This window comes from Desulfobacter curvatus DSM 3379 (genome assembly GCF_000373985.1).
GTDB lineage: Bacteria > Desulfobacterota > Desulfobacteria > Desulfobacterales > Desulfobacteraceae > Desulfobacter > Desulfobacter curvatus.
Window position 1 is genome coordinate 103,421 of record NZ_KB893090.1, and the last position, 12,543, is coordinate 115,963.

General features: G+C 47.6%; 9 protein-coding genes. 5 read left to right on the top strand and 4 right to left on the bottom strand.

Annotation, left to right across the window (positions count from 1 at the left end):
• Positions 1–13 precede the first annotated feature (13 nt).
• Positions 14–1,195, top strand: a complete 1,182-nt coding sequence (locus tag B147_RS0120745) for a DNA recombination protein RmuC (RefSeq protein ID WP_245569072.1) — start codon at positions 14–16, stop codon at positions 1,193–1,195.
• The gene (gene mltA, locus B147_RS0120750) at positions 1,185–2,408 is read left to right on the top strand and encodes a murein transglycosylase A (RefSeq protein WP_245569073.1); all 1,224 of its coding nucleotides are present in this window, start codon (positions 1,185–1,187) and stop codon (positions 2,406–2,408) included. The genes B147_RS0120745 and mltA overlap by 11 nt, the downstream gene beginning before the upstream one ends.
• Here the strand turns inward: mltA and B147_RS0120755 are convergent.
• Genes B147_RS0120755 through B147_RS0120765 form a run of 3 tightly spaced genes read right to left on the bottom strand, consistent with a single transcriptional unit; the run spans position 2,405 to position 6,978 of the window.
• Positions 2,405–2,656: a hypothetical protein gene (locus B147_RS0120755; RefSeq protein ID WP_020589131.1), complete on the bottom strand. Its 252-nt coding sequence runs from the start codon at positions 2,654–2,656 to the stop codon at positions 2,405–2,407. The genes mltA and B147_RS0120755 overlap by 4 nt on opposite strands.
• Before the next feature lie 21 nt (positions 2,657–2,677).
• A complete protein-coding gene (locus tag B147_RS0120760; protein ID WP_020589132.1) occupies positions 2,678–5,293 on the bottom strand; it encodes a CHASE2 domain-containing protein in 2,616 nt (871 codons plus the stop codon).
• A 20-nt stretch (positions 5,294–5,313) separates the two neighbouring features.
• The gene (locus B147_RS0120765; protein ID WP_020589133.1) at positions 5,314–6,978 is read right to left on the bottom strand and encodes a FecR domain-containing protein; all 1,665 of its coding nucleotides are present in this window, start codon (positions 6,976–6,978) and stop codon (positions 5,314–5,316) included.
• A 173-nt stretch (positions 6,979–7,151) separates the two neighbouring features.
• On the opposite strand from B147_RS0120765, the gene B147_RS0120770 reads away from it, so the two are divergent.
• The 3 genes from B147_RS0120770 to B147_RS29095 all read left to right on the top strand — a co-directional run bounded on the left by B147_RS0120770 (position 7,152) and on the right by B147_RS29095 (position 11,622).
• Positions 7,152–7,565 (top strand): hypothetical protein, encoded by a 414-nt coding sequence (locus tag B147_RS0120770; protein ID WP_020589134.1) that lies wholly within the window; start codon positions 7,152–7,154, stop codon positions 7,563–7,565.
• A gap of 327 nt (positions 7,566–7,892) precedes the next feature.
• Positions 7,893–9,872 (top strand): methyl-accepting chemotaxis protein, encoded by a 1,980-nt coding sequence (locus tag B147_RS0120775; RefSeq protein ID WP_020589135.1) that lies wholly within the window; start codon positions 7,893–7,895, stop codon positions 9,870–9,872.
• 91 nt (positions 9,873–9,963) lie between these two features.
• Positions 9,964–11,622 (top strand): chemotaxis protein CheW, encoded by a 1,659-nt coding sequence (locus tag B147_RS29095; RefSeq protein WP_020589136.1) that lies wholly within the window; start codon positions 9,964–9,966, stop codon positions 11,620–11,622.
• Between the two features lie 176 nt (positions 11,623–11,798).
• Here the strand turns inward: B147_RS29095 and B147_RS0120785 are convergent, their stop codons facing one another.
• Positions 11,799–12,278 (bottom strand): methyl-accepting chemotaxis protein, encoded by a 480-nt coding sequence (locus tag B147_RS0120785; RefSeq protein WP_020589137.1) that lies wholly within the window; start codon positions 12,276–12,278, stop codon positions 11,799–11,801.
• Positions 12,279–12,543 lie beyond the last annotated feature (265 nt).

Here is a 12,543-nt window from a genome sequence, read left to right on the forward strand (position 1 = left end):
TGGCCACATGAGTATGAGTACGGATAATCTGGCGTTTTTAGGGGCCGGGTTTGTGCTTGGCCTGTTAACGGCTCTGATCCTTGTTAAACTGGTCATGCATTTTTTTTCAGGCCGGTTCAAGGCGTTGTCTGATGAGGCGCTTTATGAAAATTCCCGGCAGTTTATGGACATGGCCCAGTCCCATTTCAATGGTTATGTCCAGCAGGCTCATCAAGATTTTAAAATCAAAGAGGAGGCCTTTACCCGGGCCGTTGACCCGGTGCACCGTATGCTGGACCGGTATGAACAGCGTCTTGGGACCATGGAAAAGGATAGAAGCCAGGCCTTTGGTGCCATCAGCCAGTATTTGTCGGACATGGCAAAAACCCAGCACCAGCTTGCCAAAGAAACAGATAACCTGGTCAAGGCGTTGCGGGTACCCCATGTCCGGGGCAGATGGGGGGAAGTAACCCTGAAACGGGCCGTGGAACTGGCCGGTATGGTCGACCATTGCGATTTTATTGAGCAGGAGGTGCAGGGGGCCGGCAAAGGGGCGCTTCGCCCGGATATGGTGGTGCAACTGCCCGGCAACCGCCAGGTGGTGGTGGATGCAAAGGTGCCGCTCATGGCGTATCTGGATGCCTTGGAAACAACCGACGCGCAGGCGCAGAAAGAAAGGCTTGATGATCATGCCCGCCAGGTCATGGCTCACATTGTCCAGTTGGGATCAAAAAATTATGCGGCGGCCTTTAGCCCAAGCCCGGAGTTTGTTGTTCTGTTTATCCCCGGGGAAAATTTTTTTTCGGCCGCCCTTGCAGCCCGGCCCGATTTGATTGAAAAGGGTGTGGCCCACGGCGTGATTCTGGCCACACCCACCACGCTGATTGCCTTGCTTAAAACCGTAGCCTATGTGTGGCTGCAGCAGGCAGGTTATGAAAACGCCCGGGCCATCCGGGAACTGGGCCTGGAGCTTTTTGAGCGGCTGTCCACCATGGCCGGACACATGAACCGCCTGGGAAAGGATATTGAGCGCACCGCCGCCACCTTTAACCGCACCGTGGGTGCCATGGAAAAACGGGTGTTGGTTTCGGCCCGGAAATTTGAAAATTTAGGCGTTTCCAGTGTGGGCCTGCCGGATTGTGAGCCTGTTCCTGAACATGCCGTGGCCCTGAAGCAGATGAAGGAAACGCTTTTGGAAGATGAGAATGATGAATAGTTTTGAACACAGATCTGTCCTGTCTTATCTATTGCTGATACTGATCCTTGCCGGGACCTTGGGGTGCCGGAATCAGAAAAAAGTGGAAGATTTCCGGAAAAATCCATTGGTTAAGGTGGCAGAATCAGCCCTGCCCGAATTTACGGACACATTGTTCCTGCAGGATCTTAGAGCATCCATTGACCAGAGTCTTGTCTATTTTAAACGGGTACCGGAAACTCGGACCTATGAATATGGCCCGGACGTCTACACGGCCTCCCATATGATCTTATCCCTTGAGACCTTTAAAGCGTTTCTTGAAACCAAGCCGTCGGCCAAAGATCTGAACCGGTTTATCCGGGATACATATACGGTGTACAAAAGTGTGGGCGGCTCAAATAAAGATGTGCTTTTCACCGGTTATTTTGAACCCACCTATCCGGGCAACCGTACCCCGGGGCCGGAATATCCATGGCCGGTCTACTCCATGCCCGATGATTTGTTCCAGATTGATCTGTCGGAATTCTCCGATGCCTATAAGGGTCACAAGCGGCTCATGGCCCGTGTTGATCAAAAATCCCTAAGGATTAAACCCTACTACACCCGGGAGCAGATAAGTAATCAATCGGACTTTTCACAAAAAGCTAAGCCCGTGGTCTGGCTGGCCAACCGTATTGACCGGTTTTTTCTGGAGATTCAGGGATCGGGCAGGGTGGCGCTTCCCCATGGCGAGATCCTGCGCCTGCACTATGCCGGGGTGAATGGCCGTAAATACAGTGCGGTGGGAAAATACCTCATTGAAGAAAACGAGGTGCCAAAAGAGAAGATGTCCATGCAGGCGATCCGGGAATGGCTCACCGCACATCCGGACCGTATGGACGAGGTGCTTTTTACCAACGAAAGCTTTGTGTTTTTCAAGGAAGGCGAGGGCGGTCCTTTTGGTTGCATCGGTGTCTCCGTAACCCCTGTACGTTCCATTGCCACGGATACCAAACTTTTCCCCAAAGGCGGACTTTCCTTTATCCAGACGGCACTGCCAACCGCCGTAGGCCAGCCAAAAGAGAAATGGCCCAGGGCGTCTTTGTTTGTGCTGAACCAGGATACCGGCGGCGCCATCAAGGGACCGGGCCGGGTGGATCTGTTCTGCGGTGCCGGCGACTGGGCAGATTACACTGCCGGTCATATGGTGGCCAGGGGACAGCTCTATTTTCTGGTGCTTACCCCAAAAGATTAACGGTCTTTTAAAAACAACCTGTGGTACTCATCTTCGGAAAAGTGTTTTTTTAAATATGTGTTGACCCAATCATAAATGTCTTCAAGTTCTTGATCGGAAAGCCGTGGCAGAAGCGCTTTCATAAAAGCATCTTCACTGAATTTCTGAAGATAGAACATGATGGTCTCCTCATCGCTTGCCCTGTCCATGCCAAAGGCGGCAATACCGTCATATTCCTGAATAAATTTGTGGGTGTCTTTTTTTTTCATAAGCTTTGAATTGTATCGGGTTTAAATTTCAGCGGTGTTGGCCATGGCCCTCTGGATTGCTGTTGACAGCTGCGTAACGGAAAAAGGTTTGTTGACAACAACGCTGATGCCGGCCTGACGGGCTGCGTTCTCTGTCATGGCGTCGTTGTAGCCGGTGCACAGGACAATGGGGATATCCTTTCGTACCCTGCGCAATTTTTCGGCCAGAAGGATTCCTGTCATTTTTTTCATGTGCAGGTCGGTAATGACCGCATCAAAAAACTCCGGCCGTTTCTTGAAATCCTTCAGGGCCTGTTCCGGACAATTGGTTGCTTCAACTTCATACCCCAGGCCTGTTAAAAGCTTACGGCTTGTTTCCACAAGTTCGTCCCGGTCATCCACAAGCAGCAGCCGTCCCCGGGCCTGTTGATCCTTACCCTGCCCGTTCGTAAAATTGCTCATCTCTATCTGTTCTGCCCCGGGCAGGTAGACATGGAAGCAGGTCCCCTTATTTTCACTGGAGTCAAACCGGATGCTGCCCCCGTGATTTTTCACTATGCCGTGGGTGGTAGCAAGGCCTAAGCCTGTGCCTGTACCTTTTTCCTTGGTGGTAAAATAAGGCTCAAAAATGCGGCTCTGAATCATTTCCGGGATACCAGGCCCTGTGTCTGCAACACTGATCTGCACATATTTTCCCGGCAAAAGTTCAAGGTCTGGGACAAGGGTCTCCCTGTCCACCTCAATATCCTTTACCGTCACTGTTATCTTTCCGGGCTCATTTCCCATGGCTTGAAAGGCATTGGTGCACAGATTCAGCACCACTTGATAGATCTGGCTCGGGTCTCCTATGACCATCTCATTTCCCTCGGCATCGGCTTCAAGGGTTATGGTCGGCGGCATAGTGGCTTTGAGCAGCTGGAGGATTTCTTTAACAATGGGGCGGACCATCAGTGGGGCCCGCTCTTTAGAGGATCTGCGGCTGAAGCTTAGGATCTGGGAAATCAGGTTTGCTGCTCGGCTGCATGCTTTGAGCACATTGTCGAGATTCTGTGCAGCCTCATTTTTATCCTGGATCTCATATTTGGCCAGCTGGGTGTATCCCATGATGGCTGAAAGAATGTTGTTGAAATCATGGGCAATACCGCCGGCCAAGGCGCCGAGGGCATCCATCTTCTGGGACTGGATCAGCTGTTCCTGCATGGATGCCTGCTGCTGCCGCAGCCGGGTGCTTTCAGTAATGTTCCGCATCACATGGACGCTGCCGGTAGACAATCCATCCTTTCCTTGACGAGAAAATTTTTGAATTTCAAAATATTGATCAAGTTTTGGGTCAAAGACCGGAGTATGTCCCTGATTTTCTGTCTGTTCATGCCGTTCCAGCACCTCCATCGCCCCGTAAGACGCCGCCCTATTGAACAACACAGGCTGTCCAAGTTTGTCTTTGATGATAATGGCATCGTCAATGGCGTCAAAGGAGGTCTGCCAGTCCTGCCGGGCCTGAAAAAGCCTTTGCCCCATAATTTCCAGGTTGATGATATGGCCGAATACCTGCGCCCCTGCAACACCCGCCCAAAGGATCCCGGGCGCCACCCAGAAATGAAGAAAGGCGAATAGGACAAAGACCCCACCTGTAACCCCGATGAAAAGACCGGCTCCCATCATCAGCACCCGGCTGCCCGATCGCTTTGACATCCACAGAAGCGTGACAAGAAAAAAAAGAGCCCCAAGGGTCTTGTGCCAAACCGGGCCCATGGTTCGAATGTATGAGCGGTCCAGCATATTACCCAATATGTTTGCCTGCAGTTCCACTCCGTTCATGCGGTTCCTGTTCTGGCTGAAACAGGTCAGGTGATCCTGGTCAATACCGGCGGCTGTAAGGCCCAGCACCAGGATTTTGTTTTTAAAAAAATGTTGTGGATAAACCTTTTCCAGGATATCGGAAAAAGAAATGCTGGGAAAAGTGCCCGGCGGACCGTAATAGTTGATCCTCCTTTTCTGTGCCTGGAGAATACTATTCAAAGGCGCACCATTCATGCCATGGACGTTGACACTTTTAAGTTGGTCCGGTGTCACCGGTTTCTGTCCTTCCATGAGTTTGTAAAGTGAAAAAGCTGCAGAAGGCAACTCTTTTCCGTTAAGGATGAGGATGTGGCATGTCTCTCTGACCACCCCGTCCATGCCCGGCTCAATGTGGACATGCCCCACGGCCGGCTTTCCCAGAGAGGCAGCGGGCAGCACAAGGTGCCCGCTGCGGTCCACGTAGGCCGGCAGAATCATATGAGGAAAGCGTGCCAAAGCCTTTTTGAAGAGATTGTCGCCCATGGCAGGTTCAGCAAAAATAATGTCTGAAAGAATACCCGGAACTTCTTTTGTCTGTTCAAGGAAAAGAGCGTAGTACTTCCTTTCAATGGGCCATCGTCCCAGGGTTTCAAGGCTTTTTTCGTCAATAGCCGCGATTAGAATCTGTTTTGGCGGATCGGTCGTTCCCCTCAACCTGAAAAAAAAATCATAGATGTGGTTGTCCATGTCGTTGAAAAAACCCATGACATCCACAAGGCCCACCACAATCAGGAAAATAAAAACCATGGCAAGGCAGCGGCGGCGAAACAAAAAGGCCTCCCCCGGCAGAATATCTTCTTGAAATTTTTTTGCGGCCATGGGCTACACAGGCAATGGTTCTATAAAATAATTATCAATGCGCCGATTACCCATGTTGCAATTACTCCTGCTTCTACATAGGGAAATGCTTTTATTTCAAAGGCCTGGGCCGGAGTAAACCGCCCTTCATATCCGTCCGGATCAACTGCCCTGACCCGGACATAGTAAGTGCCTCCCTTTTTGGGCCTGTCAAAACAGATATCGGACACATCGGTTGTCCTTTCAAGTAAAACTTCTTTGAACAGCGGATCCTTGGCCATTTGAAACAGGTAGGTCATGTCTGGCCCCATGTCCTGCCATTTGAGGGAGATGGTCTTCTCGTCCACAGCCGGCGCCTTGGCCTCGGGTGCTTTTGGCGGTTCAACAAAGCTAAAGGAAATTGCGTCGGACCACAGCCCTTTAAAATCATCTCCGGCAATGGAGAAAACCCTGAAATAATAAATGCCATATTCTTCAAGATCAATGGATTGGCGGGTGCCGGTGATACCCTGAATATCCTTGTACAAATTTTTGAAATCCGATTCTCTTGACACCTGGAAGCTGTAGGAGACGGCGTCGCTCACCTTCAGCCATTCCACTTCCACCTGCTTTGTTTTAAATTTTTCGCCGTTAACAGGCCGTTGAACAAAAGGCGGGAAAGGATTGATGCGGACCTTGAAACCTTCAGGCGCTAAGGGAAGACCTTCCAGGCCTGCCGGATTGATGCTCAAAGCCTGGCAGTAATAATTGCCGTCCGGCAGCATGATCTTTGGAATAGTATCACCCTTTTGCACCACAAACTCTTTGACGACATTCTTCATTTCAGGATCTTTTGCCAGAATTACCCTTGCCGCCACAGCTTTTTGGGGCATCGCAAGGGAAAAGTCTACCGGCAGGCTCTGGTACGAAGGACGCAGCCCCTCAAGGGCCGGCGGCGGCAAAAGCGTTTGGGGGTTGTTCGGCTGTTTCCCCTTTTCCACCCAGGTACCCTGGCCTGGGTCCAGCATTACCTTTTTTTTGGTTCCTGCAACGACGACCACACCGTCCAGCACCTCAGTCCGTGTAGTTTTGTTATTGTCCACCGACACCCTGAACTGGGTTCCCCTAACTGCGGAAACCGCAGATGGGGTATGGATTTCAAACCGGGAATCCCCGCCTGTACTCTTTTGTATATGCATCATTGTCCGTCCGGCAGGCACAAAAAGCCTGCGGATCATAAAATAGGGCTGCCGCTGCCTTGCGGTTCTGATGCTGATCCGGGTATCAGGCCTGAGAAAAAAAGCGCTGCCGTCCTCAAATGTGATTTCCACTGCACTTTTTTCCCCGGTTTCAATCTGAGCACTCTGGCCGACCACGTCTCCCTTTTTCACAACAGCCCTGGCCTCGGCACCCTTCGGGCGGGTCCAGACATCGCCTTTGATAAAGGTGACAACCCCTTCCATGGGAATCCCTTTGAGCAGTTTGACCGGAATTATTATGTGCTGTCCGGGATATATCAGGTGGGGATTTTTAAGCTGATTGAATTCTGAAACCCTTTTCCAGTCATGGGGATTTTCAAGCCAGGTTTTGCAGATATTGATCAGATTATCTTTTTTGGCGACGGTAATGGTGACGGTTTTTTCGTCTAAGGTTCCAGCAAAAAGAAACGGGGTAATAAAAAGAAAAACAAAAAATAGAACCGCCGAATATTTTATTCTATGCTTCATGGATTTGATCTCTAAAAAGTATGATTAATAATACGATTTAAATATCACCTGACACCATTTTTGTAAACGCGGTAATTTTATATCCCGCAGCAGGCAAATCCATTTGGCATACTTTCTGCTGATTCTTATGTTCAGATATATTAAGAATTGATAGGAAAAAGGGATATCCAAGGATGAAAATAATATTACATGCGAACGAAAATGATGAACTCAGGAGCAGGTTGAAGACTCGAATTGAGGATAACTTCCCGGAAAGTGAGATTGTTTTGACAGACGCCGGGCCGCATCTTTCAGAAGTTTTGTGCAGACCATTACATAATGTTTCCGTCCTGATTGCCTTTATAACCGATTCCAAAAGTGTCGGCCTTTTGTTTTCCTTAAAACCTTTATTCGAAAACGTAAAATTAATTTTGATTTATTGTAAGAGAATTGACGAAATCCAAAAATCTGCACTCCTGCTAGAGCCTTCGTATATCCATCATTCCGGCAATAATTTTCAGGATATTATTTCAGTTCTGCAACGCATAGAACAAAAAAAACTGAGCGCCCTATCAATTGGTATGAAATCAAATAAATACGGCCTATAACCGGCTTTCAGCCATGAATGTTTTGATACAATAAATTCCAATTCCTTTAGCTATATGTTACCCTTTAAAAAACTGATTTTATTGTTCTTCAAACCGTCTATCGTACTCTCTATTTTTAGTTTCTTGGAAACAAGAACACTGAGTGTTCTTGTTTCCAAGAAACTAAATTAGAACAAGAAGTCTAAGAATATATAAAATATATATAACATATTGTTTTGCAATCTTAAATTTGAATATTTCTTCGATGGCACATATTTCGCAATGATATGAACTGCATGCATTTAAAAATCGTAAAAAAAGATGGACCTATAAAATGAGGAGATAATAATGAGAAAAATGACATTAAAAACAAAATTAATCGTTGGTGGTGTGGTGGCGGCAATTCTTCCGCTGGTCGTCGTAGGTTTATTTTCGATAACCAAGTCTTCCTCCGCACTGGTCAGCATTGCCCAGGGACAGGCAGAACTCACCGCCAAGAATCTTGCAACCATGGTGGACCTTTCCTTGAAACAGGAACTCGGGCAAGCCGAGACCATGGCATCGAATTCCTTTATCCGGGAAATAGCCGGAAGATCGGGAAATAAAGACGCGTTGGCCGGTGCAGAAGAGTATTTGGCAGCAGTTTATAAAAAGATCGGAGAAAATTATGTGTACTTTTTTGTAACGGATTCATCCGGTCGGATTATAGCTGACAGCGGGTATGGCAAATACAGACAGCAAAATATAAATTTAGGAGACAGGAAATATTTCCAGGCCGCAAAATCGGGCAAAAGTGTTATAAGTGATCCTCTTATCTCAAAGGCAATCGGGTTGCACATCTTTGTGATTGCCGTGCCTTTGCAGGACCACTCCGGTTCATTTGCCGGGATCCTGGGCGTGTCTGTGAAGCTTTCAGTTCTATCTGAAGAAATCGTACAGGTAAAAATGGGAGAGACAGGCTATCCTTTTATGGTGGGGACTGACGGAACTTTTATCGCCCATCCTGTGGAAGATTATATTTTCAAACTCAATATTTCCACGCTTAAGGGGATGGAAGAAATTGCCAGAAGAGCATTGGGCGGGGAAGAAGGTGTTGAAAAGTATCGTTTCAAAGGGGTCGATAAGATTGCCGGTTTCTCCCACGTACCTACCACAGGCTGGAGCGTAGTGGTTACTCAGAATGAATCGGAATTTTTAGCCCCTGTGGTTTCCATCCGGAATATGGTTCTTGCCGCCGGCGCCATTTTCCTGGTTCTGACGGTACTGGCTGTACTGTGGTTTGTAAAAGGCATTATGGCACAGTTGGGCCATGATCCGTCTGAAATTGCCAACGTGGCCGACCAGATTGCTGCAGGAGATTTGACCTACGAATTCCCAACGACCGGTAAGCCGCTTACCGGGGTGTATGCCAGTATGCAGCAGATGACAAACAATTTGAAAAATATGTTTAAGGACATTTCCCAAGGTATTCAGACCTTGACATCTTCTTCCACGGAGTTGTCAGCGGTGTCCCAGGAGATGACGTCCGGGGCCGAGCAGTCATCCCAAAAGGCAAATAATGTTTCCTCGGCCGCAGAAGAGATGGCAACGGCAATGAACAGTGTCGCCGCCGCCACAGAACAGACAAGTGCCAATCTGCAGATGATCGTTGCCGCTGCAGAAGAGATGACTGCGACGATTAACGAGATTTCATCAAATACCGCCAAGGGAAGCCAGACAACGACCCAGGCTGTTGAAAAAGCCGAACATATTTCCGAAAAAGTGGATGATCTGGGCCGGGCCGCCGCCGAGATAAGCAAAGTGACGGAAGCCATCGCCGATATTTCCGAACAGACAAATCTTTTGGCGCTGAATGCAACCATAGAGGCTGCAAGAGCCGGTGAGGCCGGTAAGGGGTTTGCTGTAGTGGCAGGTGAAATCAAAGAACTTGCGAAGCAGACCGCCCAAGCGACTGACGAAATTGGCGTGAAAATAGGGGAAGTACAGTCAACAACCACGGAATCTGTTAACGCAATAAAAGAAATTGTTGAAATTATTGACGATATCAATTCTATTGTTACATCGGTTGCCACTGCCATTGAAGAGCAGTCTGCCACAACCCAGGAAATTTCCAATAATGTCAGCCAGGCAGCCACCGGTGTTCAGGAGGTAAATGAAAATGTCAACCAGACGTCCACCGTAGCTGCAGAGGTGACCCAGGATGTCCACCAGGTGAGCCAGTCTGCTGACGAGATTACAGCTGGAAGCGTACAGATAAATGAGAGTGCTCTGGAATTATCCAAACTGTCAGAAAACCTTAATGAGATGATCAGCAGGTTTAAGCTGTAAGCATTTGACACAGGCCTGCCTGCTTTTGAGCGGCAGGCCTTATTTTAAGCCGGACCACTGGTACCGGTCAGGCAATAGTAGGAGATGAACAATGGAAAAAACGCCAATGAATAATAATTCGCCTGTTCAGGTCAGCCGCAGTATTCTGGAGACTTTGATTTCCCTGGCAGGAGAACTTGTGCTGGGGCGAAATCAGCTTATCCAGGGAATCAATAATTCTGACATGGCAGTGATCGAAACATCCGGGCAGCGCATTGATCTGATTACTTCAGAGATCCAGGATGCGATCATGCGGACCCGGATGCAGCCTGTTGCCGGTCTTTTTGAAAAAATTTGCCAAAAATTCGGGGGCCGGGTTTTTTTTGATAAAACAGGTAAGGATGTATTGCTTGACAGGACCATTCTTGAAGCCATCCAGAACCCATTGGATGCGCTTGTTGGTGCTTTCATCGAATTTGAGGCAAATGCCTTTCAAGGCGGCAACGAAATTGGAAAATCAAATGACGACAACGTTCTGTTGAAGGCTTTCCAGGATGCAGGACAGGTCAATATTGTTATTTCTGCAGACTGTGTTCTACTTTCACCGACGGATATTCCGGAAAAGATAAGCGCCGCCATAGAATTTGTCGGTGGTGTTATTGAAGTTGATTCAATTGGGGATAACGGGGGTGCTGTCTTCATAAAACTGCCGTTAACCCTGGCAATTATTCCCAGTCAGATGATCTCCATTGGGGAAGAAAAATTTGGCATTCCACAGACGAGTTTGAGTGAGCTTTTAAGAATTCCAGCAGCAGATACGAAAAATAAAATTGAAAAAGTCGGGGATGCGGACGTCATAAGACTGCGAGGCGAACTTTTGCCTTTGCTTAACCTTTCAGATCTGCTGGATATTGAAAGAATTTATATTTGTCCGGAAAGTGGAGAACAAAAGCCGGAGCGCAGGAAAAATTTGGCTGACCGCCGTTCCAAAAAATACGATGCCGACGGTCGTGTGATCGGCATTGAAAAAACAGAGAATACACTGGAAAGGGCTGAAACGGACAGGCGGCTGAATCGAGACGGCGTCACCAATATCGCAATTGTTTTTGCAGGGAATTATAAGTACGGGCTTGTTGTAGACCAATTTTATGATTCTGAAGAGATTGTTGTCAAACCGGTTGGGCGTCATTTGAAAAAACATAAAGCATATGTCGGGGCAACAATTATGGGCGATGGAACGGTCTCGTTGATCCTCGACATTTTGAATCTGGCGCAAATGGCCGGGTTGTCGACTGTATCAGAAGCACACCGGCTTTCAAAGAAATTGAAACCGGACGTTCGCCTTGAGGGTGCAAAAGAATCCATTGTCATGTTTAAAAATATGAAAACAGAATATTTTGCGGCATCCTTTAAACATGTCCAGAGGATTGAACGAGTTAAAACCGCCGATATTGAAAGAATCGAAAAGCAGAATGTTATTCAACATCGGGGAAAGGTGCTCAGGCTTTATGGCATTTCTGAAATAGTAAATGTGGACGCCCTGCCTGAAAAAGAGTACCGGGAGGTCATTGTTTTTAAAGTGGACGAAAGGGAGTTTGGATTGATGGTCTCCCCGCCGGTGGATATTCTGGAAGTGCATTTAAATGTTGACGGCAGCAACTTTAAACAGCCCGGGATTAAGGGAACCATGAGTATTGACGGTCATACGACCCTTGTCATGGATATTCTGGAAATCGCTGAGTCACTTGGGATGGTGGAAATGCAATTATGAAGGTTGCGCCCTTTCAACGCCTTAAAACGGTCAATCCCCCCCAAAAAAAAACAAGGGGGGGGGAATACTTATGGAATTACTGTGCCTTTCAAAATGCTTTTCCTCATGCTCATGAATTGTCCTTCCCTTTGCCGTTCACATCATACACAACGCACTGCGAAGTGCATCTTCCCGGGTCAGACCTTAAACTGTTTTACAAGGTCATTTAAGTCTGCTGCCAACTTAGCAAATTCAGCTGATTTCTGGTCTACGGTGTTACTCATTTCAGCCATACCACCAGCAGCTATATTCACATCGGCAATATCTTTTGAAATCTCAGTTGTGACCGAGGCACTCTGGTTGACGTTTTTATTCACCTCTTGAATACCGGAGGATACCTGAAGAATATTTTCAGCGATCTCTCTTGTTGCTGATGACTGTTCTTCTATGGCGGCAGCAATGGATGAGACAATATCATTCACTTCAGATATTATTTTTGAAATTTCCGTGATACCGGTCAATGAACTTGAAGAACTTTGCTGAATGCTTTCAATTTTATCCCTGATGTCCAAAGAAGCGGCAGATGTCTGGCCAGCCAGATCCTTTATTTCATTTGCAACAAACGCGAAACCTTTCCCGGCTTCACCTGCCCTTGCGGCTTCAATGGTTGCATTCATAACAGCGCTGACGCATCAAAATTTATTATCAATGATATCAGGGGGGCGGAGCGACATCTAAAATTATTTTGTCGCAAAATTATAATAGACACTCTGCAGGTCTTTTGATAATGTAACGTGGATGTGTGTGAGTTCACCCACCAATCGAAACGTTACATTTGAGGAGAAAACGCTGTGATAAGCCAGTGTGGTCGGCAGATTAAAAACGCAGAACTTGAACAGATTCGCGAGACGGTAAAGACATTTTCGAATTTAAGTCAGAAGG